Genomic DNA, 20,776 nt, shown 5'->3' on the forward strand with positions numbered 1-20,776 from the left:
GGACATCACCCACCCGCCACGCCAACCCATGCCACACCCCTTCAATAAGGCCTGGGAGGGAGGGTGTGTCGCGCAAGGGGTTGCGCCAAGTGCCCCCGGGTCGTGACGTGCTCGCTTGCCTGGACCGACGCGGTGTACGGCGGGGCCACGCACGGCGCGGTCGGTATACTGCGCGGCCTCATGAAGACGGACACGTTGAAGGCGCAGCTCAAGCGCACGTTGCGGCGCGACCTGTGGATCGCCGTCGCTCCCGCGACGCTGCTCATCGCGGTGGCGTTCGCGGTGACGTTCTATTTCGTCAAGCCCGCGCCGCCCAAGACCCTGGTGATGGCGTTGGCGCCGGAAGAGGGCGGCTTCAACTACATGGCGAAGCGCTACCAGAAGTTCCTCGCGCAGCACGGGGTGACGCTGGAGCTGCGCAACACGAAGGGCTCCGTGGGCAGCGTGGCGCTGCTCAGCGCGGAGGACAGCGGAGTGGACATCGCCTTCGCGCAGAGCGGCACCACCGGTGGCAAGGGCCAGGAGGTGCCGGAGCACGTGGTGTCGCTGGGGAGCCTCTCCTACGTGCCGCTGTGGGTCTTCTACCGGGGCGAGCCCGTGGACGACGTGCGCGGCCTTCAGGGCAAGCGCATCGCGGTGGGGCCCGAGGAGAGCGGCACGCGCGCGCTGGCGATGACGCTGCTCCAGGCGAACAAGGTGGACACGGCGCCCACGGAGTTGCTGCCGTTGGACCGGGACGCGGCCATCGACGCGCTGACGCAGGGCAAGGTGGACGCGGTGTTCCTGGTGTCGATGGCGGAGTCTCCGCGCATCCAGAAGCTGGCCGCGGTGAAGGACGTGCGCCTCTTGAGCTTCAATCGCGCGGAGGCGTACACGCGCCGCTATCCGTACCTGTCACGCCACGTGTTGCCGCAGGGCGTGTTCGACTTCGCCAAGGACGTGCCGGACCAGGACGTGGTGCTGCTTTCTCCCAATGCGCTGCTGCTGGCGAAGGACACGCTGCACCCGGCGCTCGCATACTTGCTGATGCGCGCGGCCAGTGAGATCCACGGCTCGGCGGGCATCCTGGACAAGACGGGCGAGTTCCCCGCGCCGCTCGCGGCGGGCTTCGCGCTGAGCAGCGAGGCGAAGCGCTACTACGCGTCGGGCGTTCCGCTGTTGCAGCGCTACCTGCCCTTCTGGGCGGCGAACCTGGTGGACCGGCTGTGGGTGATGCTGGTGCCCATCATCGCGGTGGTGGTGCCGCTGGGGCGCGCGGTGCCCGCGGTGTTCCTGTGGCGGGTCCGCTCGCGCATCCACCGGTGGTACGCGCGGCTGAAGGAGATTGAAATCCAGCTGGAGGAGGACCCGGACCAGGAGATGCTCCAGGCCATGCTCAAGCGGTTGGAGGAAGCCGAGCGCGAGGTGAACCGCATCGCGGTGCCCATCGCCTACGCGGAGAACCTGTACTTCTTCCGCGAGCACGTGGACGTCGTGCGCCGCCGGCTCACCCGCAGGCTCGCGGGCGCGCCCGAGCACAAGGACGGGCACCCATTGCAGATGCCGGCGTGACGTGAAGAGCGGTGCGTGGCGGCCCGGGCATGGGGCCGCCCGTGAGAGGCTTCAGGGAGCGATGCCGAGCAGCTCGCGGATCTGCCGGGCCATGGCGATCTCCGACTCGTGCACGTGGCCGGCGATGAGCGTGTGGACGGCGTCGAGGACGGCCCTGGGGTCCTCGCGCAAGATGCCCAGGTTCGGCGGCGGGAGCGGATGGCCCTCCTGGAGGCAGCGGGTGAGGGCGCTGAGCTCCGTCAGGGGCACGCTGAAGCCGCGCGCGGTGTCGATGATGGAATCAATCTCCTCGCGGGTGACGCGGTCGTCGCTGGTGGCCACCTGGAGCAGGAGCTTGATGACCTCGATATGGAACTGGGCTTCAGGGGGCAGCGGGGCGGCCATGTGGATTGCATCCTCCAAGGATGTCCAGGCTGACCTGCCAGGGGGGGAGCCGTCCAGCCCGGCGTCGTCGCCCCGTCAGCGAGCGGAAAGGCGCTTCCGACAGGCCTGTCATACCTCTTTGGAGGGATGGGCCCTGTTTCAGCCCTCGTAATACTTGATGGGTATTGCAAACGGGGGTTGTACCCATGGGCAAGGCGCGGAAGTTCCTGTCGCATGAGCAGGCGTTGGTCGCGGAGCTGAAGGAAGCGCTGGGCAACGCCCGGACGCTGGAGGACGTCTACGAGGCCCTCTCCCGGGCGCTCCTCTCGCTCTGTGAGGCGGACCACCTGGCGGTGGGCTGCGCGAATCCGGATGGGACTGCGGGGGTGCAGTGGAAGACGGACACCGTCCACCCCCTCCTCAAGGATTACGCGGAATGGGTGCAGGAGGACTTCGTCTTCCGCGCCACGGTGGCGCAGCCGAACCTGGTGCTCAGCGACGTCCAGATGCTGCGGGGGCAGCCGCTGGTGGAGACGGAGACCTTCCGGCGCAGCCAGGGCGCGGGGCTGAAGCTCAAGCGCGTGCTGGCGTCACTCCTCTTCACGGAGCAGGACCTGAAGGGCGGCGTCGCGATGTACCGGGAATCCTCCCGGCCCTTCACGCTCCGGGCGCAGTGGTTCCTGCAGCAGATCATCCCGTACATCTCCCGGGCGGTGGCGCGGCTCCAGGAGCTCTACGCCGTCCGCTTCGAGCGGGACCTGCTGAAGGCCATCGCGATGGGAGCGAACCCGGTGCTGGTGCTCAACAGCCTGGGGCGGAAGGTGGCGGACACGGGGCCGGCCATTCCGCTGCTGGAGCAGTGGTTCGCGCCCCACGAGCTCAGCGACGGGGTTCCCCGCGCCTGGGCGGAGCGGGTGAGGGCGCTGTCCCGCTTCGATGTCGCGGTGGATCCACGGCTGGAGTCCCTCACGCTGGAGCGCGGCGCGGACCGGCTGGACGTGACGTTCAGTCCCTCCGCCGTCAGCTGGGGGGGCCGCAACCTGTGGCAGGTGCGGATGCACGAGCGCGTCCACTGGCTGCGTCCGGACTGGAAGGAGAAGCTCACCGCCCAGGAGTCACGCGTGGCGGACTGTCTTCACGAGGGGCTGGCGAACAAGGAGATCTCCTCCCGGTTGGGGTGCTCCGTGGAGACGGTGAAGGTCCACATCAAGTCGCTGTTCGAGAAGGCCGGCATCCACAGCCGCGGGGAGTTCGTCGCCAAGGGCCGCCGAGAGTGAGACGGCCGGTTGGACCTCGTCACCCGGGGACAGCACTCAGAGGGCGCGGGCGAAGAAGTCGCGCAGGTGGCGGGCGTAGCCTTCGGGGTCCTTCCGGGCGTACTCGCCGTGGGCTGCTTGGGGCACCAGCCACTGCTCGCGGGGCTCGCAGGCGGCGCGGTAGAGGCGGCCGTCCAGCTTCTGGGGGCCGTCCGGGTCGCTGCCGCCGTTGATGAGCAGCAGCGGCCGGCCTTCCAGGCGGCACATGCCGTCCACGGGCCGCACGGCGTCCACGTCGATGCCGGAACGGCGCAGCCCCCACAGCACCGCCCAGGTGCTCAGGCCGTAGTGGGAGCCCATGTCCCCCGCCAGGTCCGGGAACGCTCCCACCGCCGCCACCGCCTTCACCCGCGCGTCCTCCTGCGCCACCAGCAGGGCCGCCGTCCCGCCCATGGAAAATCCAAACAGGCCCACGCGCCCCGGGGTGACGTCCGGCCGGGCCCGCACGAAGGCCAGGGCCGCGCGCACGTCCTCGCGCTCGCCGTCGCCCCAGCCAATCGCGTCGCCTTCGCTTTCGCCCTGGCCGTGCAGGTCGAAGAGCAGGACGCCGTGCCCCGCCTCCGACAGCACCCGGGCTTCGAAGAGGAGCCGCGTGCGGTTGTCCGCGAAGCCATGCACCAGCACCACCGCCGTCCCGTCGCGCGAAGGGACGTACCACCCCTGGAGCTTCCGCCCCGCGGCCTCGAAGGACACGTCCTCCAGGCCCGGCAGCGCGTCCGGGCCGGAGGGCCGCGTCACCGGGACGCGCGCCGGGTGCACCAGCGCCTGGGCCGTGCGCAGGCCTCGCGTCGCCGTGAAGCCGCCCGTGCCCAGCGCGCCCAGGGCGAGCCCCAGCGCGGCGATGCGACCCCAGCGGACGCGGTACGGCTTCGTGGACACGGTCAGCTCCGGACGGGCCCGCTCCCGGCGCGCCAGCGCTCGACGAGGTTCGTCACGGCGGTCCCCCAGTCGGGATATTCGAAGGTGAATCCCGCGTCCAGCAGCCGGCCAGGCACCACGCGGCGGCTCTTGAGCAGCAGCTCCGTGTCCGTGCGCATGAAGAACGCGCCCACCTCCAGCATCCACTTCGCCGCCGGCAGCCCCACGCTCACGTGCGCCGCCTCGCGCAGCTTCGCCATCAGCTCGCGCTGGGGCAGGGGATTCGGCGCGGCCAGGTTCACCGGCCCGTCCAGGTCGTCGCGCTCCAGCAGCAGCTGCACCGCGCGCACGAAGTCCTGGCCGTGGATCCACGACACGTATTGCCGCCCACTGCCCGCGGGGCCACCCAGCCCCCGGCGCGTCAGGCCCAGGAGCACATCGAAGATGCCCTCCTTGTCCGGGCTCATCACCATCGCGGTGCGCAGCGCCACCTTGCGCGTGTGGGGCGTGTTGGCTTCCGCCAGCGTGCGCTCCCACGCCAGCGCGATGTCGATGCTGCGCTTCCAGTACGCGGGCACGCCCGGCTCGTCTCCGCCAATGAGCCCGGTGGCCTCGTCGTTGGGCGCGTCCATCCGGTGCGCGTACAGCGTCGCGGTGCTCATCTGCAGCCACACGCGCGGCGGCTTCGAGGCCTGCTGGATGGCCTGGCCCACCACCCGCGTGGAGTCCACCCGTGAGTCCATCATCTGGCGCAGGTTCTCCTCCGAGTAGCGGCAGTTCACGCTGCGTCCCGCCAGGTTGATGACCGCGTCGGCGCCATCCACCTCCTTCGCCCAATCACCCAGGGTGCGTCCGTCCCAGGACACCGTGCGCGCTTCGCCCCGGCCTCCCCGGCTGATGAGGACGACGTCATCCCCTCGCGCGGTGAACGCCCGCGCCAGCAGGGCGCCCACCTGTCCCGTGCCACCCGGAATCACGACCTTCATGGACGAAACCCCCTCATGGATTGCGACACCCGGAGGCATAGCGCGCACCCCGTCCGGGCCGCCCGGCTCCCGGAAACGGGCCCCTGGGCCGTCCTGGTGCCGTCGATGAGCCCCGCTTTTCCCCGGCTCCGGAGCCCGGCGGTGGGGCATTTCCCGGGATGTCCTGGGTCGGGCGGAAGAAACCCACTGGCTCGGAGGGAAAATGCGATGCGTCACGCAACTGGGGGCACGTCCGGACGAAAATGGGTCATCCCCCACCTCGAATCTTGAGGGCCGTCATGATCATCCCGTCCCGCCCGCTCTCCGCGACCCGCCCCTCGACGAACTCCGCGTCGGCCACGACTTCCACGGCCCGTATCATCCCGAAGGCGTTCTCTTCGGTCTCCACGTTCGAGGCCGGCGCGTCGGCGAAGAAGGCCCCGACGACGCCCACGACGCCGGTTCCCTCGCCGCAGGTGCCGGTGGAGGACGTGCCGCCCAAGTCGGATCCGCGCTACGACGGGCTGAAGGACCAGGCGCTGATCAACGCCCTGCACGACGCGGTCAGCAAGCACAAGGACCTGGGCTACAACCAGGCCCGGAAGATCATCTTCACCACGCTCGACAACCACGACGGCAAGGTGAAGTGCGTCTACACGGGCAAGGAAGTGGCGACGAACAAGATCCCCAACAGCAACGTGATGAACACCGAGCACACCTGGCCCCAGTCCAAGGGCGCCACGGGCGCGGCGAAGGCGGATCTGCACCACCTGTTCCCCACCGACAGCAAGGCCAACTCCATCCGGGGAAACTGGCCCTTCGGCACGGTGAAGAACGTGAAGTGGGAGGAGAACGGCGCCAAGTTCGGCACCGACGAGAAGGGCCGCACCGTCTTCGAGCCGCCCGACGAGCACAAGGGCAACGTGGCGCGCGCGCTGTTCTACTTCTCCACCGTCTACAACAAGCACATCCCCGCGGACGACGAGGCCGTGCTCAAGCAGTGGAACACGCTGGACAAGGTGGACGCGGCGGAAGTCGCGCGCAACGACGCCATCGAGACCTACCAGCAGAACCGCAACCCCTTCGTGGACGACGCGTCGCTGGCCGACCGCATCGCGGACTTCTAGAGTCCGGGGCATGTCCCGTCCCCTCGCGCCCCTGTGGGCGCTCGTCCCTGGCCGCACCGGTGTCCCCCTGCTGAAGGTGGGGGGCACGCCCGAGGCGCCGGGATCCCTGGAGTGGCCCGCCTGCGCGATGTGCGGCGGGCCCCAGCGCTTCCTCTTCCAGTTGCCGCACGTCGAAGGACGGCTGGACCTGGCGCCGCACGCGTCGGTCCACGTCTTCCAGTGCGAGAACCCCGACACCGTCTGCTTCCGTTGGGACCCGGAGGAGGGGGCCAACGCGGCCGTGCCGGTGAATGCGGGCGCGCCGTCCGTGAGCGCGCCGCCGGGGCCGGTGAAGCCGTACGCGGAGTGGACGCTCGGCTTCGAGCCCGCCACCGAGGACACCGAGGCCCTGTCGGTGGACGTCAACGAGGCCACCGAGGAGCAGCTCCTGGCGCTGGACCGCGCGCAGGCGGAGGCGCCGGAGAGCAAGGTGGGCGGCGTGCCCGGGTGGCTCAACGGCGAGGCCACTCCGGAGTGCTGTGACGCGCCCATGCGCTTCGTCGCGCAGCTGGCCGCGATGCCGTTCGGCCTGGACTTCGGCGACAACGGCCGGGGCTACCTCTTCCGCTGCACGCGCGAGGACTGCGTGCGTCCGTTCCGCTTCCTCACCCAGGGCGCCTGATCCTCATCGCTGCATCGCCTTGAGCAGCTTCTGGGCGTCCTCCGCGCTGAGCTTGCCGGCCTCCACCAGGTCCAGCACGCGGCGCATCTCCTCATCGGGGATGCCCTGGGACTGGGGCGGAGGGGGCGGTGCGGGCGGCCGAGGCCGGTGGTGCTGGGACCCCTGGCCCGCCCAGGGCGGCGCGCCCCACGAGTTCGCCCAGGCGTGGGCCCACTGGTTCGCGTGGCGCTCGGCGCGGCGCTGCCAGCGCTCCGCCTGACGCTGCCAGCGCATGGAGTCCTCCTCCCAGGCTTCCGCGTCCTCGCCGCGCGAACGGCCCGACTCGCGGATGCGCACCGAGCCCAGCTCCGTCTCCAGCAGGATCGTCGTCGCCGCCTGGGGGTTGGACGGGTAGCGCGTCTGCGCCGAGCCCAGCGACGTATGGGCCGAGATGTTCACATCCAGCCCGGGCACCAGGCGCAGCTCCACCGCGCCCACCTGCGTCCCGATGCGGTGCTCGCCCACGTCCAGCGCGTCCACGTCCAGCTTCACCGCGCCCGCGGCGGCGTGGACGTGGAGGGTGCCGCCCACGCGCTCGCCGATGATGCGGCCCGCGCCCGTGCGCAGGGTCAGCTTGCCGTGCACGTCGCGCAGGCTCGCCGTGCCCGCGTCGGTGGTCAGCTCCAGCTCGCAGTCCTTCAGGCCGGAGATGCGCACCGCGCCCGCGTCCAGCAGGAGCTTCGCGCGCACGTCGGGCGGCACGAACAGCTCCGCCTGTCCGCCGTGGCGCCAGAACAGCGACAGGAAGCCCGCCTCGCGCGGCAGCAGCTCCACCTTCGTCACCCGGCCGTGCTCCTGGATGCGCGTCTCCACCCGGCCGTGCGTCACCAGGTAGGGCTTCTCTCCCTCCGGCAGCGGCGACACGACGAGCGTGGCGGCGGGCGCGTGCAGCACCAGCTCCGCGTGCTGTCCCCACGGAATCGCGTGGCGCTGGGTGCCGTCGCGCGAGGAAGACGAGGCGTCGGAGGACGGCGTGGCTTCAGGGTCCATCATGGGTGGTTACTCCCGTGCCTTCTTGAGACGTTGAGCGGCCTCGTCCGCGTCGATGAGCCCGGCCGCGAGGTCATCGAGAATCTGCGCCCGGCGCGGAGCGCCGCGCTCCCGGGACGGAGGTGGCGGTGGAGGAGGCGCGGGAGGCGGCGGGCCTCCGGGCGCCTGGCCCAGGGCCTCCACCACGTCGTCCAGCCGCGCCACCACCGTCGGATAGGAGAGGCCCAGCGCCTGCTCCACGTCCTTGATCTTCCCCCGGCACGCGATGAACACGCGCACGAACGCGAGCTGCTCCGGCGACAGCTGCTGCACCCAGCCCGTCGTGAAGCGCCCCTCCACCGCGGACGCGCACCCGTCGCAGCGAACCCGTTCGATGACGGTGCCGCCTCCACAGACGGGGCAGCGGGTGGGCACGGGCCAGGTGGACTTGGAGGTTGTCATGGTTGGTTATTCAGAAAATCAATTTCGAGATTAAGAATATTGATTTCTACGGCGCTGGCAAGGGCTGGAGTTCATTTCCAGGAAAGACGGACACTTCCGAGCCGGTGGCCACGAAGGCGGAGTGGGGCGTGCCCCGGAGGCATTCGGAGAAGGCGGGGCCGTAGAAGCGGGCCACGTCGCAGTCGAAGGAGGTCTCCTGGGCGCGCCAGACGCTCCATCGGGGATGTTCCACGCGGTACTCGGCGCAGCCGCCGTCGCGCTGGGCGGTGTAGCCCCAGTAGTGCTCGGTGATGAACTCCTCCTGGGAGCCGGGGGCGCTCTCGGACGGCGTGCCGAGCGTCCGGGCCGACAGCTGGTGCCAGCGGCCGTGGGACTTCCAGGCGTACTCGACGTGGCCGGGCGCGCCGGTGTCCGCGCCGTCCATGTTCACGGCGTGGCGCATGGGGTGCGCGACGTAGGGCTCGTTGTAGAGGACGCGCGCCACGGTGGCGATGGCGAGCCGGGGCACGATTTCGCGCACGAACACCACGCCGCGCCGCCAGCCTTCGGGGCCCAGGCGGCGCACGTAGAAGCGCAGGTTCACCTCATCGAAGTCCCGGTGGAACGGCACCACGAGTCCCCGCACGCGCGTGTCGAGGAAGCGGAAGCCGACCATGCTCGCGAACGTGCGGCCCTGCCACGCGTCGAGCTCCGTGCCACGGGGGACGAGGGGCCGCAGCACCGCCGGGTCCACCTCGTAGTTGAGCATCAGCAGGTACCGCCACGTCGCCGTCAGGAAGGGGCGCATGCGCGAGGTCTAGCGCGCACGCGACGCCCGGGCCCAGGCCCGCCCCCTTGCGCGGCTTCTGTCGCGCAGAAGCGCGGGCAGCCTTCAGGGAACGGCGGGCCGCGCCTGGGGCTTCCGGGAGGTGAGCCCTCGCTCCAGCCGCTCCCGCCACTTCAGCGCGGGTCGCTCCACGCCATGGTGCAGCGCGAGCGAGGCGAGCAGCACCGCCACGGCGCCGCCCAACAACGTGACGACGTGGAACGCGTCCATGCCGTGGGGCGCCAGCGCGTCCCGCACGCCATGCTGCACGGCCTTGTGCGTGAGGTAGACGGTGAAGCTCAGGACCGCGAAGGTCTTCACGCCCGGGATGCGAGCGCAGACGCGCGAAGCCGCGGGGCCCGCCAGCGCCAGCACCAGCGCCGCGAAGCCCAGCGCGGCCAGGGGGAACGACAGCAGGACATAGGGGAGGTAGCGGAAGTGCTCCTCGTTGATGAAGAGGACGCCGCCCAGACACGCGAGTCCCACGACGGCCATCCCCCGCGCGCGGGCGCCGCGAGTCCAGCGCTCCCAGGCCTGTGGCCGGAAGACGCGCAAGGCCGCGAGCAGCACGCCGCACGTCAACCCGTCGAGCCGCGCGTACGTCGGGTAGTAGAGCAGCATGTCGAAGTCGCGCCACCCCGGATCAGCGGGCCCGAGCGCGGAGAAGTGGTGCAGCCACAGCCCGCCGCGCAGGAGCATGCCTCCGCCCATCACGGCCACCGCGAGCGCGATGAGGGACGGCGCGCGAAGGCGTCCACGCAGCGCGAGCACGGTGAGAGGCAGCACCAGGTAGAAGTGCTCCTCCACGCACAGGGACCACGCGTGGGAGAAGCCGTTGATGCGCAGGCCGAAATTCTGCGTGAAGGTGAGGAACCGCCACGCGGGCGTCACCAGGGGCCGCTCGCTCCAGGCTGGCACGAAGAGGTAGAGGCCCAGCACGACGAGGAAGGACGGAAGGATGCGCAGCGAGCGCCGCAGGTAGAAGCGCCGCAGTGACGGCGTCTCACCGCGCGACACCGGCTCCAGGAGTTGCGAGCCGATGAGGAAGCCGCTGAGCACGAAGAACAGCTCCACGCCCGTCCAGCCGAAGTTGGCGAACGCCTGGAAGGCCTCGTGACCCTGGGGGCGGGGGTAGTGGTAGACGACGACGACGAGGATGGCCAGGCCCCGGAGCAGGTCCAGGCCGGCCAGATGGCGCGGTTCGGTGGCGTTCAGCGGAGTCGGCTTTCAGCGGGGGGAGTGCACCCGATGCTAGCAAGCCGCGCCCCGGCCGCCAGTGACACGCCGCTCATCTCGTTCGGGACGCGCCGGCCACCCTGGGGTCAGGGCGTCTGGGAATCCAGGTCCTCCACCCTTGCTCGCAAGCGCGCCGGCACGCGTGCCAGGACCCGGAACTCCCGTGCGGAACGCTCGGAGTGCGCGTCCGCGCCGTTCATCGCGGCCGTGCACCAGGCGTGCCTCAATAGCTGCCGCCAATCATCAGCAGGCCCGAGTAGCGGCCGTCCCCCGCGCCAATGTCCTGCGAGGGCGCGAAGTTTTGCCCGAAGAGGAAGCTGTAGCTGCCTCGCACCTCGGCGGTGAGCTGGGGGTTGATCTTGAAGCGCACGCCCGCGCCCACGGGTGCGTAGCCCCCGGTGTCGTCGAAGAACCGGAAGAAGCTGCCCTCGCGCACCGAGTAGCGCTCGACGCCGATGCCCCCGAGCACATAGGGCTGCAGCCGGGTGGGGGTGAAGCCAATCGTGAGCGCCGCCTGCGCTCCGTTTCGCACGAGGTCCGGCGTGCCGAAGAAGTCGGAGCTGTCCGCGACGGACAGGCTGCTCACGCCGCCGCTGTAGCCCAGCTCCAGGCCCACGTAGTCATTGGCGCGGTAGCCGACGACGACGCCATACGATGGCCCTGGATCCAGGTTGGGCGCGAGCTTGCCCGTGTAGCCCTCCACGCCCAATCCGAGGAGGAAGTAGGGGCCCTGCCAATCCACCCGTCCCATCCGCGTGGGCGCGTCCGACGGTGGGTCCTGGGCTCTGGCGGCGCCACCCGTCAGTCCTGCCAGGCAGAGCCCCAACGCGATGCTTCGCCTCATGACCGCTCCCTTCATGTGTCGTGTGCGCAGCCAGAAGGTGACCTTGGGGGGAGGGGCGAACAACGAACGGACAGGCGGTGCCTCGGAGGCCCACGGTCCCCCGGAGGGTGGGGGAGGCGGCGCACGAAGTCGTGCCCCCGCCTGCCTCCCCGCCCATCCTCTGTGATTCCCCGCGAGCGGCTTCCACCTTGAGCCGTACCCGGATGCCCTCGGTACCTCCTCCTCGCGTCCGGGACGGGAGCACACCGCCATGAATGACGCCGCCCACCCCCAGTCCGTCGTGGGGTCCACCCCTTCTGTCCTCCGGGCCCGCGCCCGGCGCGTCCTCGCGCATTGGGACGAAGTGCTGCCGGACGTGGACGCGCTCTATCGAGACCTGCACGAACACCCGGAGCTGTCCGGCCAGGAAGCGCGCACGGCCGCCCAGGTGGCGCGCCGGTTGGAGGCGGAGGGCTACGCGGTGAGCAGGGACGTGGGCGGCCACGGCGTGGTGGGCCTGCTGCGCAACGGCGACGGGCCCACGGTGCTCCTGCGCGGGGACATGGATGCGCTGCCCGTGGAGGAGAAGACGGGGCTGCCCTACGCGAGCCGCGTGCGGACGGAGGACGGCGAGCCGGTGATGCACGCGTGCGGCCATGACGTCCACACCGCGTGCCTGGTGGGCACGGCGGCGGTGCTGGCGCGCTCGCGCGATGCGTGGCGCGGCACGGTGATGGTGGTGGGGCAGCCGGCGGAGGAGACCTTCCAGGGCGCGAAGGCGATGCTGGATGACGGGCTCTACTCGCGCTTCGGCACGCCGGACGCGGTGTTGGGCCAGCACACGGCGCCGCTGCCGGTGGGCACCTTCATGCACCGCGAGGGCGTGACGATGATGGGCTCCGCGCACGTGCGCCTGCGCCTCTTCGGCCGGGGAGCGCATGGCGCGCTGCCGGAGCTGTCCGTGGACCCCGTGGTGCTGGGGGCCAGCGTGGTGATGCGCCTGCAGACCATCGTGTCGCGCGCGCTGTCGCCGCTGGAAGCCGCGGTGGTGACGGTAGGGGCCTTCCATGCGGGGACTCGCGCCAACGTGATTCCGGACGAAGCCCTGCTGGAGCTGACAGTGCGCACGGAGGATGCCGCGGTGCAGGAGCGGGTTCTCGCGGCCATCGAGCGCATCGCGAAGGGCGAGGCCGCGGCGTCGGGCGCGCCGAGGGCTCCCCAGGTGGAGGTCCTGAACCGCGGGCCGGTGAACCGCAACGACCCGGAGCTCATGCGCCGAGTCCGGGACGCGCACGCGGAATGGTTCGGGCGCGACGCACTGGTTCCGGGGGTGCTCGCCACCGCGAGCGAGGACTTCCCCTTCTTCGCCCAGGGGCCGGAACATCCCGTGCCCACCGCGTACTGGTTCATGGGCATCACGCCGCGAAAGGCCTGGGAGGAGGCACCGGGCGCGACGCCGCAGGAGAAGATGGCGCACGTGCCAGGGCCGCACTCCAGCGGTTATGCCCCGGACCGCGAGGGCTCGCTGCGCGGCGGCTGCGAGTCACTCACCGTGGCGGCGCTGGCCTGCCTGCACGCGGGCGATGCGTCCGTGAACCACTGAGAGCGGCCCCGGCCTGGAACGGGGTCGCTGGCCCGGCTGGCTCCCCGTCGCTTGCCCCCGACGCGAGTGCCTCCAACTTGAGAGGCGGACGACACTTCTAAAGGACATCCCGATGAAGCTTCCGCTCATGGCCTCGATGACCGCGCTCCTGCTGGGCGGCTGTGCCACGCAGACCGCGTCCGTTCCACAGGAGTCCCCGTCCGAGGCATTCGCCAGCGACGAGATGTCCTGGGACTCGGAGGAGTCGCCTCGCACGCAGGAGATGCTGCGCGAGCATGACCTGAACTTCTACGGAACCGCGGGCGCCGAGGCCCAGGCCAACGCGGAAGCCACCGGAGGCACGGGCATCGAGAAGTCCTCGAAGCCGGAGGACTTCAAATGCGTGGACATCAACGAGGTGGGCACGGGTGGCTCAGGCGGCATCGACATGCGCGGCGTGGACAACCTGGCCCCGGAAGTCGTGCCGTCGCAGAACCCCGGCGCGCGGTTGGACATCATCCCGGAGGCCTGGCACCGCAACAAAGGCATCGGCACGAGCCCCGTGGCGCCGTCCACCGGCACGCCTCCCGCGGAGGGCAGCGGCGGCGCCGGCCACTAGGCTCTGTCCCCTTCAGCCCTGCTGCTTCACCAGCCGGGTCAGTTCGCGGTCCAGCGTGGCCGCGAACTGCTGGCGGTCCTGCGGTGAGAAACCCCCGGGGCCGCCCGTGTTCACGCCGCTGTCGCGCAGCTCCTGCATGAAGTTCCGCATCGACAGCCGCTCGTCGATGGTCTCCGGCGTGAAGAGTTCTCCTCGCGGATCCATCACCACGACGCCCTTGGGGACGAGCAGCGCGGCCAGCGGGATGTCCTGCGTGACGGCCAGGTCCCCGGCCTCCGCGGACGTGGCGATGTGCCGGTCCGCCACGTCCAGCCCCGCGCCCACCTGCACGGTGGACACGTACGCCAGCCGCGGCAGCGCCAGCGGCTTGTTCGCCACGAAGACGATGGGCACCTTCACGCGCTGCACGGCGCGCAGCAGGATGTCCCGCACGGGCCCCGGACACGCATCGGCATCGACCCAGATTTTCATGCGGGCCATCCTCGCTGATTGTCCCGCCCGGGTCAGGCGCGTTGACGCGTCATCCCCCTGGCTGACACGTCGCGGACGCAACCCTTGACGCGTCCAGCGGCCACCGCGCCTCGCGAACCCCACAGGCAGTCATCTGTCGCTTGCTGGTACGCCGGGTGCAGTGGGGCGGGCATGCCCCAATTCCTGGAGGTCGAGCGTCGGCCGCTGGCACACGCGGACGGGACGGCCTGAGCCTTGGACACCATCCGGTATGACGTCGCCGTGTTGGGCGGCGGTCCCGCGGGGGCGGCGCTGGCGCTGGCCTTGTGCAGGCATTCGGGCCTGCGCGTCGTCCTCTTCGAGCGCTCCACCTACGCGCAGCCCCGCCTGGGCGAGACACTGCCTCCGGACAGCCGGCGGTTGCTGGCGCGGTTGGGCGTCTGGGAGGCCTTCGCGCGCCAGGGCCACCTGCGCTCCATGGGTTCGTGCTCGCGCTGGGGAGACTCCGCGCTGGGCGACAATGATCACCTGCGCTCGCCTTGGGGCACGGGCTGGCACCTGGACCGCTCCCGGTTCGACCGGATGCTCGCGGACGAGGCGATGCGCTTCGGCGTCGACGTGCGCATCGGCTCGGCGGTGACGGACTGGACGCCCCTGGAGACCGGCGGCCACCGCCTCTTCGTTCCCACGGAGGGTGATGCGCCCCGCGACTTCGTGGACGCGCGCTTCGTCGTGGACGCCACGGGCCGGAGCGCCGTCTTCGCCACGTCGCAGGGGGCCCGGCGTCACACGGTGGACCGCACCTCCGGCCTGTGCGGCACATTCGCGCTCCAGCCCGGCCGCACCGTGGACGCGCTCACGCTGGTGGAGTCGTGCGAGGACGGCTGGTGGTACTCCGCGCGGATGCCCGGCGACCAGGTCGTCTTCGGGCTGATGGGCGACAAGGATTCGCTCCAGGGGTTGATGCCGGAGGACTCCGAGGCATGGCGTGCGCGGATGGAGCGCGCGCCCGAGACACGCCGCCGCCTGGAGGCATGTGTCTTCACCGGCGAACCCCTGCGCGCGGTGTCCGCGAACGTCGCCTGCCTGGACCGGCTGCACGGCGAGGACTGGCTCGCGGTGGGCGACGCCGCGTGCATGTTGGACCCGCTGTCCTCGCAGGGCACGTCCCAGGCCCTGCGCACCGCGAATCAGGCCGCCGACGTGGTGAGCCGGTACCTTCGGGGTGACTCCGCCGCGCTGCGCCTCCACGAGGTGCGAACGCGGCACGAGTTCCAGGAGCACCTGCGCATCCGCGAGGGCTACTACCGCCTGGAGCGCCGCTGGCCCGGAGCGCCGTACTGGCGCAACCGCCAACAATCCTGCGCCCCCGTCCTTTCGTCGCCGCCCTGAGCCCCCTCCCCGTTGCAAGGTGAGGCTGAGTGACGTCAGTCCGCGCGCTCCGGGCGGGGATTCGCTAGAAGCGGCGTCATGCTTCCGGCGTCCTCTCCGTCCCCTCGCGACTTCGCGGCCTCGGCCCTCGCGGCCTGGCTGCTGTGTCTGGGTTTGTTCGCGGTCTACACCGCGAGCCAGGTGCAGATGCAGACGGACTCGCTGTGGTCCATCCCCTCCGCGGCCAGCATCCTCCACGAGGGCAACGCCGACCTGGACGAGTACTCGCCGTCGTTCACCCCGGCGACCGCGTACGCGCGAGGCGTCTACGGCGGCCGCACCTATTACGAGTATCCGCCCGGGGTGATGGTCGCCGCGCTCCCGTTCCTGGCGGCCGCGGAGGGGCTGTTCTCGCTGGGCCGGCCGGTGCTCGCGCACCTGGGGACTCCCGGCGCGGATGCGCTGGCGTGGCTGGAGTTGTTCCGGAGCACTGGCAAGGTGGACCTGGGCTCCTTCCACCGCACCGAACAGCTCATCGGTTCGTTCTACGTGTGCGCCGCCGCGGGCGTGCTGCTCGTCGCGCTGCGAAGGCGCGTGTCCGCTCGCGCCGCGCTCGTCACCGTCCTGCTCTTCGGGCTGGGGACGACGGCGTACTCCACCGCCAGCCGCGTCCTCTGGCAGCACGGCCCCGGGCTGCTCGCCATTGCCTGTGTCGTGCTGCTGCTGGCGAGGCCCGCGCAGACGCGGCGCACCGCGTTCCTCGCGGGGCTCGCGGTGGCGCTCGCGTATGTGTGCCGGCCCACGCACTCCATCTCCGTGGTCGTCGTCACCGCGTACTTCGTCCTGCGCTTCCGCCGGCTGCTGCCCGCGTACTTCGCGGGCGCGGCGCTCGTGGCGCTGCCGTTCTGCGGGTACAACCTCCACCTCTACGGCTCGATCCTGTCGCCGTACTACACGCATCCGCTGGACGTGATGGGGTCGCGCTTCGTGATGGCGCTGGCCGCGAACCTGGTGAGCCCGTCGCGCGGGCTGCTCCTCTATTCGCCGTTCCTGGTGCTCGCCGGGGTGGGGTTCGTCCAGCGGTGGCGGAGCAGGGAGTTGACGCCCTCCGAGAAGGCCTTCGCCGTCATCGTGCTCCTGCACTGGGTGGCCATCTCCGCGTTCCCCATCTGGTGGGCGGGGCACTCCGTGGGGCCGCGGTTCTTCACGGACGTGCTGCCCTATCTCGTCGTCTTCCTCGCGTATCCCGTGCAGCTCGCGGTGGATGCGCCCCGCCAGCATCGCGTTCTCGCGGGCATGCTCGCCGCGACGGCCGCGTTCAGCGTCGTCTTCCACTGGCGTGCCTCCACCTCCTACGACGTGCACGCGTGGAACTCCGTGCCGGTGGACGTGGACTTCGCGACGGGGCGCGTCTGGGACTGGAAGGATCCGCAGCTCCTGCGCGCCATTCCGGCCCGCTTCCGCGGCAACTCCCCGTAGGTCAGGGGCTCCGTCGCCTGCCTGCCTTCCAGCATGCGTCAGCGTCCGGACAGCCAAGGGCCTTGGCGTGCGCCGGGGACACCCTCAGCTTTCCACCGGACCTTTCTGCTCGAGGAGACGGTGACATGGCGAAGGCGATGAGCAAGCTGCCGCGCGCGCTGGGGTGGTTCAGCGTGGGCCTGGGCGTCACGGAGTTGTTGGGTGCGTGGAACCTGCTCCGGTTCTTCGGCATCTCGCGCGGCGACAAGTGGGTGCGGGCCTACGGCGCCCGGGAGCTCGCCGCCGGTGTGGCCCTGCTGAGCCCCGCGAACAAGCGTCCGTGGCTGTGGGCGCGAGTGGCCGGTGACGCGCTCGACCTGGCCACCATGGGCAAGGGCCTGCGCGAGCCCGGCGTGCGCAAGGGCCGCCTGCTCGCAGCCACCGGCGCTGTCGCGGGCATCACGTTGCTGGACATCTACGCCGCCGCGAACGCGTAGGCCCAGGCGGGACGTGCGTTAGGCTTCCTCCCTCTTCAAAGGAAGGAAGCCCGTGCGTCCCGTTCTCCTGTCCCTGTTGCTCCTGCCCGCGCTCGCGGGTGCCGCCGCCCCCAAGGCCCAGGACCCCTTCGTCTTCACGGGCGTGGAGCGCATCGTCGCCGTGGCGGACGTGCACGGCGACGTGGACGCGCTGAAGGAAGTCTTGCGGCTCGCGGGCCTCATCGACGCGAAGGACCGCTGGATTGGCGGCAAGGCGCACCTGGTGCAGACCGGGGACCTGCCGGACCGGGGCGACCACACCCGCGACGCCTTCGAGCTGCTGATGCGCCTGGAGACCGAGGCGCGCAAGGCCGGCGGCCGCGTGCACCCGTTGCTGGGCAACCACGAGCTGATGAACATGCGCGGAGACCTGCGCTACGTCACGCCCGGCGAGTTCGCCTCCTTCGCGGACCAGTCCTCCGTCGCTGACGGCCCGGGGGAACCCAAGGGGCTCCGCGGCCACGCCGCCGCCTACGCCGCGGACGGGCGCTACGGGAAGTGGCTGCGCTCGCACCCCGCCGTCATCCGCGTCAACGACACGCTCTTCCTCCACGGCGGCCTGGCGCCCACCGTTCCCGGGACCACGTTGGAGGAGGTGAACCGCTGGGTGTGGCAGGACCTGACGCCGGGGCAGGCACCGGGCGGCGGCGTGGATCCGCAGGGCCCGGTGTGGTTTCGCGGCTACGCCATCGACGACGAGGCGAAGTGGGACGCGGGCCTCACCCAGGTGCTGGAGCGCTTCGGCGCACGCCGCATGGTGATGGGCCACACGCCGTCCAAGGATGGCCGGCTCTCCGTCCGCTTCGGCGGCCGCGTCATCGTCATCGACACCGGCCTCAGCACCCACTACGGCCGCCACCTGGCCGCGCTGGAGCTTCGCGGCGACCGCCTCACCGCGCTCTACCCGGAAGGCCGGGTGCCCCTGCTCGCCACACCGAAGGCCGCCGCGCCCGCTCCGCGCCCTGAGGCAAAGACGGGGACGAAGTAGACGGTCCTCCTCCAGACGCCTACCTGGAGCGTTCACTGGAAGTCTTTTGACTTTGATAGTCAGTATCAATATCGTCCGACCCCATCAAACGCAGGGAGCCGCGATGCACGAGGGATGCGGGCCACAGGGAAGTGCCGGAGAGCTGCGCTGCATGTGCGGCAGCCTGCTGGCGCGACTGGTGCCGGGCGGCGTGGAGCTGAAGTGCCGCCGGTGTCACCGGACGCAGGTGGTTCCGCTGGAGCCGGGTTCGTCGGCGGAGCCACGGGGCGGCGGTGCTCCCCGGGGCAATGGCGGCTGAGACGCTTTGAAGGACCGGGCCTTTCGGTGAGGGGCTCGCGGCAGTGTGTTTCCTGCGGCCCGAGGCCCTTGAGCCCAGCGCCCGACAGGCTTCCCGTGAGCGGAGGCCCCCCGGCTTTCGTGCCGGGAGGACGTGGGATGTCCGGGCGTTGGTGGCTGTGCGCGCTGCTGTGGAGTGCCGTGTCCGGCCTGGCCCGGGCGGAGGACGTGCCGTCCGCGAACGGAGGCGTGGCGCAGGCCGCGTCTCCGTCTGACGCGGAGCCCGGGCCGGAAACGCCGGGGCAGGAGTCCGCGCCCGCCGCGGAGGCCGCCACGTCAGCGGAGCCCGTGGCCGCGTCGCCGTCGCCGTCGCCGTCGCCGTCGGAGCCGGATGCCGCCTCCGTGTCCGCGGAGGCCGTACCCGCGTCGCCGTCGGAGCCGGATGCCGCCTCCGTGTCCGCGGAGGCCGTGCCCGCGAAGCCCGTTCAAGCGGTGGAGGCCACGCCTCCGGTGGAGGAGCCTCCCGCGCTCCAGACGGTGGTGACGAGCTCCCGCACGCAGGAGCGTCTGCGCGAGACGCCGGTGGCCACCGAGGTCATCACCCGTTCGGAGATTGTCGCCAGCGGCGCGCGAGACGCGTCGGAGTTGTTGAACGCGCGCCCGGGCTTCGTGGTGCAGCAGGGCTTCTCGGGCTCCGGGCTGTCCATGCAGGGCCTGGCCCCGGAGTACGTGCTGGTGCTGGTGGACGGCGAGCGCGTCACCGGCAAGGTGGACGGCAACATCGACCTGTCGCGCCTGTCGCTGGAGGACATCGAGCAGGTCGAAATCGTGAAGGGCCCCGGGTCCGTGCTCTACGGCAGCGACGCGGTGGCGGGCGTGGTGAACTTCATCACCCGCCGCGCGCAGCGCACCCTGGGCGCGGACCTGCGCGCCGCGTACGGCACGCTCGGGCGCCTGGACCTGGACGCCACCGGTGAGACGCGCGGCGACGCGTGGGGCCTGCGCATGAGCGCCGGACTCCAGCGGCGCGACGCCTACGACCTGGACACCACGGACATCGGCACCACGGGCAGTACGCTGAGTGGCTACGACCTGTCCGCGCGCGGTGACTGGCGCGGCTCGGAGACGATGTCGCTGGAGGGCACCGCTTCCTATTCGCACCGCATCCAGCGTGGCGTGGACCTGGGCGCCGCGGGCGCGGTGTTCGACCGGGCCACCCGCGACAACACCTTCGCCTCGCGCCTGTCTCCGTCCTGGCGGCTGGGGGAGAAGGTGAACCTGCGTGCGGACGTGTCCTACGGTCACTACGAGCGGCGCTACCTGCGCGACCAGCGCAACGCCTCCGCGCTGGACACCGTGGAGGACACGCGCGACCAGCAGGCCCGCGTGGGTGCGCAGATGGACGCGCGTCCCGGCGGCGGCCACGCGCTGGTGGTGGGCACCGAGTACCTGGGCGAATGGCTGCAGTCGGACCGGCTGGACGGCGGACGCGGCCGGCGCGGCCGTGGCTCCCTATACGCGCAGGACAGCTGGACGCTGTGGGAGCGCAAGGGGCTGGTGGCGATGCGCGGCGGACGGGTGGATGTGGATTCGCAGTTCGGGCTCGCGCTCACGCCCCGCTTCGCGCTGAAGGTGGACCCCCTGTCGTGGCTCACCGTGCGCGGCAGCTACGGCTGGGGCTACCGCGCGCCCAGCTTCCAGGACCTGCTCATCGACTTCGAGAACCCCTTCGTGGGTTACACCGTGCGCGGCAACCCGGACCTGAAGCCGGAGCGCTCGCGCAGCTTCAGCTTCAACGTGGAGACGCGCCCCACGCGCGACTCCGTGGTGTGGGTGGGCGTGTTCCAGCACTCGCTGCGCGACATGATTTCCGCGTCGCTGCAGTCCGAGGGCGACTTCCTGCGCTACTCGTACATCAACATCGCCCGGGCGCGCGTGCGCGGCGGCGAGCTGGGCCTTCGCCAGACGCTGCCCGGCCGCATCCAGGTGGAGCTGGGCTACACGCTCACCGACGGCACCGACCAGGAACTGGACCGCGCGCTGGAGGGCCAGTCGCGGCACCGGCTCACCGCGCAGGCCACGTGGCGCCACCGAGAGTGGGGCCTGGAGGCCAACCTGCGCGGCGCGCTCACGGGCGAGCGTCCTTTCTATCCCGATACCAACGGAGACGGTGTGGCGGATTCCTACCGTGCCAGCCCCACCGTCTCCCTGGATGCCCGAGTCGCCTGGCTGATGCCAGCGGGCGGGCTCCAGCTTTTCGTAGTGGGCAGCAACCTCACCGGTGCGGGCAATCCGAGGGACCTGCCCATCCCACCCCGCAC

21 protein-coding genes are annotated in these 20,776 nt (G+C 71.1%); 12 read left to right on the forward strand and 9 right to left on the reverse strand.

Going from position 1 to position 20,776, the window contains the following annotated elements; genetic code table 11:
* Positions 1-180 precede the first annotated feature (180 nt).
* Complete coding sequence (locus D7V77_RS27470) at positions 181-1,551, forward strand: TAXI family TRAP transporter solute-binding subunit (protein WP_120579286.1); 1,371 nt, start codon at positions 181-183, stop codon at positions 1,549-1,551.
* 51 nt (positions 1,552-1,602) lie between these two features.
* Here D7V77_RS27470 and D7V77_RS27475 read toward each other — a convergent pair whose 3' ends face one another.
* The gene (locus D7V77_RS27475) at positions 1,603-1,935 is read right to left on the reverse strand and encodes a TerB family tellurite resistance protein (protein ID WP_199733901.1); all 333 of its coding nucleotides are present in this window, start codon (positions 1,933-1,935) and stop codon (positions 1,603-1,605) included.
* A gap of 185 nt (positions 1,936-2,120) precedes the next feature.
* Between D7V77_RS27475 and D7V77_RS27480 the strand changes: the two genes are divergently transcribed.
* Complete coding sequence (locus D7V77_RS27480) at positions 2,121-3,191, forward strand: helix-turn-helix transcriptional regulator (RefSeq protein ID WP_120579268.1); 1,071 nt, start codon at positions 2,121-2,123, stop codon at positions 3,189-3,191.
* A 36-nt stretch (positions 3,192-3,227) separates the two neighbouring features.
* Here the strand turns inward: D7V77_RS27480 and D7V77_RS27485 are convergent, their stop codons facing one another.
* Positions 3,228-4,109: an alpha/beta hydrolase gene (locus D7V77_RS27485; protein WP_120579269.1), complete on the reverse strand. Its 882-nt coding sequence runs from the start codon at positions 4,107-4,109 to the stop codon at positions 3,228-3,230.
* A gap of 2 nt (positions 4,110-4,111) precedes the next feature.
* Positions 4,112-5,074, reverse strand: a complete 963-nt coding sequence (locus D7V77_RS27490; RefSeq protein ID WP_120579270.1) for a TIGR01777 family oxidoreductase — start codon at positions 5,072-5,074, stop codon at positions 4,112-4,114.
* Between the two features lie 278 nt (positions 5,075-5,352).
* Between D7V77_RS27490 and D7V77_RS27495 the strand changes: the two genes are divergently transcribed.
* A complete protein-coding gene (locus D7V77_RS27495) occupies positions 5,353-6,180 on the forward strand; it encodes an endonuclease I family protein (RefSeq protein ID WP_120579271.1) in 828 nt (275 codons plus the stop codon).
* Between the two features lie 10 nt (positions 6,181-6,190).
* Positions 6,191-6,841, forward strand: a complete 651-nt coding sequence (locus D7V77_RS27500) for a hypothetical protein (RefSeq protein WP_120579272.1) — start codon at positions 6,191-6,193, stop codon at positions 6,839-6,841.
* Between the two features lie 3 nt (positions 6,842-6,844).
* On the opposite strand, the gene D7V77_RS27505 is transcribed toward D7V77_RS27500, so the two are convergent.
* The 5 genes from D7V77_RS27505 to D7V77_RS27525 form a co-directional block, all read right to left on the reverse strand.
* Positions 6,845-7,873: a hypothetical protein gene (locus D7V77_RS27505; RefSeq protein WP_120579273.1), complete on the reverse strand. Its 1,029-nt coding sequence runs from the start codon at positions 7,871-7,873 to the stop codon at positions 6,845-6,847.
* 6 nt (positions 7,874-7,879) lie between these two features.
* On the reverse strand, positions 7,880-8,311 hold the full coding sequence (locus D7V77_RS27510; protein ID WP_120579274.1) for a DUF2089 domain-containing protein: 432 nt from the start codon (positions 8,309-8,311) through the stop codon (positions 7,880-7,882).
* A 46-nt stretch (positions 8,312-8,357) separates the two neighbouring features.
* Positions 8,358-9,098 (reverse strand): YqjF family protein, encoded by a 741-nt coding sequence (locus tag D7V77_RS27515; protein WP_120579275.1) that lies wholly within the window; start codon positions 9,096-9,098, stop codon positions 8,358-8,360.
* Positions 9,099-9,182: 84 nt separating this feature from the next.
* Positions 9,183-10,331: an acyltransferase family protein gene (locus D7V77_RS27520; protein WP_368666203.1), complete on the reverse strand. Its 1,149-nt coding sequence runs from the start codon at positions 10,329-10,331 to the stop codon at positions 9,183-9,185.
* 244 nt (positions 10,332-10,575) lie between these two features.
* Positions 10,576-11,196 carry an outer membrane beta-barrel protein gene (locus tag D7V77_RS27525; protein WP_120579277.1) on the reverse strand — a complete coding sequence of 207 codons (621 nt, stop codon included), beginning with the start codon at positions 11,194-11,196 and terminating at the stop codon, positions 10,576-10,578.
* Positions 11,197-11,446: 250 nt separating this feature from the next.
* Between D7V77_RS27525 and D7V77_RS27530 the strand changes: the two genes are divergently transcribed.
* Entirely contained in the window at positions 11,447-12,778 is a 1,332-nt protein-coding gene (locus D7V77_RS27530) for an amidohydrolase (protein ID WP_120579278.1), read from the forward strand.
* A 112-nt stretch (positions 12,779-12,890) separates the two neighbouring features.
* Positions 12,891-13,376: a hypothetical protein gene (locus tag D7V77_RS27535; RefSeq protein WP_120579279.1), complete on the forward strand. Its 486-nt coding sequence runs from the start codon at positions 12,891-12,893 to the stop codon at positions 13,374-13,376.
* 12 nt (positions 13,377-13,388) lie between these two features.
* Here D7V77_RS27535 and D7V77_RS27540 read toward each other — a convergent pair whose 3' ends face one another.
* Positions 13,389-13,847, reverse strand: coding sequence for a YaiI/YqxD family protein (locus D7V77_RS27540; protein ID WP_014394487.1), 459 nt, complete (start codon positions 13,845-13,847; stop codon positions 13,389-13,391).
* 234 nt (positions 13,848-14,081) lie between these two features.
* Here D7V77_RS27540 and D7V77_RS27545 point away from each other — a divergent pair, with 234 nt between their 5' ends.
* From D7V77_RS27545 to D7V77_RS27570, 6 genes are all read left to right on the forward strand, one after another.
* Positions 14,082-15,218, forward strand: coding sequence for an NAD(P)/FAD-dependent oxidoreductase (locus D7V77_RS27545; RefSeq protein ID WP_120579280.1), 1,137 nt, complete (start codon positions 14,082-14,084; stop codon positions 15,216-15,218).
* A gap of 78 nt (positions 15,219-15,296) precedes the next feature.
* Complete coding sequence (locus D7V77_RS27550) at positions 15,297-16,676, forward strand: hypothetical protein (RefSeq protein ID WP_120579281.1); 1,380 nt, start codon at positions 15,297-15,299, stop codon at positions 16,674-16,676.
* A gap of 125 nt (positions 16,677-16,801) precedes the next feature.
* Positions 16,802-17,152 (forward strand): hypothetical protein, encoded by a 351-nt coding sequence (locus tag D7V77_RS27555; RefSeq protein WP_120579282.1) that lies wholly within the window; start codon positions 16,802-16,804, stop codon positions 17,150-17,152.
* A gap of 52 nt (positions 17,153-17,204) precedes the next feature.
* Complete coding sequence (locus tag D7V77_RS27560) at positions 17,205-18,179, forward strand: metallophosphoesterase (protein WP_120579283.1); 975 nt, start codon at positions 17,205-17,207, stop codon at positions 18,177-18,179.
* Between the two features lie 103 nt (positions 18,180-18,282).
* Positions 18,283-18,477 (forward strand): hypothetical protein, encoded by a 195-nt coding sequence (locus tag D7V77_RS27565; protein ID WP_120579284.1) that lies wholly within the window; start codon positions 18,283-18,285, stop codon positions 18,475-18,477.
* A gap of 137 nt (positions 18,478-18,614) precedes the next feature.
* Positions 18,615-20,776: TonB-dependent siderophore receptor (locus tag D7V77_RS27570; protein WP_120579285.1), on the forward strand; the 2,162-nt coding region annotated here is incomplete at its 3' end.

Origin of the sequence: Corallococcus sp. CA041A, from assembly GCF_003612075.1 — a bacterium.
In the GTDB taxonomy this organism is placed as follows: Bacteria; Myxococcota; Myxococcia; order Myxococcales; family Myxococcaceae; genus Corallococcus; species Corallococcus exiguus.

What these genes read in the sequence shown, in the direction of transcription:
- D7V77_RS27500 (WP_120579272.1), top strand. Translation starts at nt 6,191, where the DNA reads ATGTCCCGTCCCCTCGCGCCCCTGTGGGCGCTCGTCCCTGGCCGCACC.
- D7V77_RS27470 (WP_120579286.1), top strand. Translation starts at nt 181, where the DNA reads ATGAAGACGGACACGTTGAAGGCGCAGCTCAAGCGCACGTTGCGGCGC.
- D7V77_RS27555 (WP_120579282.1), top strand. Translation starts at nt 16,802, where the DNA reads ATGGCGAAGGCGATGAGCAAGCTGCCGCGCGCGCTGGGGTGGTTCAGC.
- D7V77_RS27515 (WP_120579275.1), bottom strand. Translation starts at nt 9,098, where the DNA reads ATGCGCCCCTTCCTGACGGCGACGTGGCGGTACCTGCTGATGCTCAAC.
- D7V77_RS27540 (WP_014394487.1), bottom strand. Translation starts at nt 13,847, where the DNA reads ATGAAAATCTGGGTCGATGCCGATGCGTGTCCGGGGCCCGTGCGGGAC.
- D7V77_RS27490 (WP_120579270.1), bottom strand. Translation starts at nt 5,074, where the DNA reads ATGAAGGTCGTGATTCCGGGTGGCACGGGACAGGTGGGCGCCCTGCTG.
- D7V77_RS27525 (WP_120579277.1), bottom strand. Translation starts at nt 11,196, where the DNA reads ATGAGGCGAAGCATCGCGTTGGGGCTCTGCCTGGCAGGACTGACGGGT.
- D7V77_RS27550 (WP_120579281.1), top strand. Translation starts at nt 15,297, where the DNA reads ATGCTTCCGGCGTCCTCTCCGTCCCCTCGCGACTTCGCGGCCTCGGCC.
- D7V77_RS27495 (WP_120579271.1), top strand. Translation starts at nt 5,353, where the DNA reads ATGATCATCCCGTCCCGCCCGCTCTCCGCGACCCGCCCCTCGACGAAC.
- D7V77_RS27530 (WP_120579278.1), top strand. Translation starts at nt 11,447, where the DNA reads ATGAATGACGCCGCCCACCCCCAGTCCGTCGTGGGGTCCACCCCTTCT.
- D7V77_RS27475 (WP_199733901.1), bottom strand. Translation starts at nt 1,935, where the DNA reads ATGGCCGCCCCGCTGCCCCCTGAAGCCCAGTTCCATATCGAGGTCATC.
- D7V77_RS27510 (WP_120579274.1), bottom strand. Translation starts at nt 8,311, where the DNA reads ATGACAACCTCCAAGTCCACCTGGCCCGTGCCCACCCGCTGCCCCGTC.
- D7V77_RS27535 (WP_120579279.1), top strand. Translation starts at nt 12,891, where the DNA reads ATGAAGCTTCCGCTCATGGCCTCGATGACCGCGCTCCTGCTGGGCGGC.
- D7V77_RS27565 (WP_120579284.1), top strand. Translation starts at nt 18,283, where the DNA reads ATGCACGAGGGATGCGGGCCACAGGGAAGTGCCGGAGAGCTGCGCTGC.
- D7V77_RS27480 (WP_120579268.1), top strand. Translation starts at nt 2,121, where the DNA reads ATGGGCAAGGCGCGGAAGTTCCTGTCGCATGAGCAGGCGTTGGTCGCG.
- D7V77_RS27505 (WP_120579273.1), bottom strand. Translation starts at nt 7,873, where the DNA reads ATGATGGACCCTGAAGCCACGCCGTCCTCCGACGCCTCGTCTTCCTCG.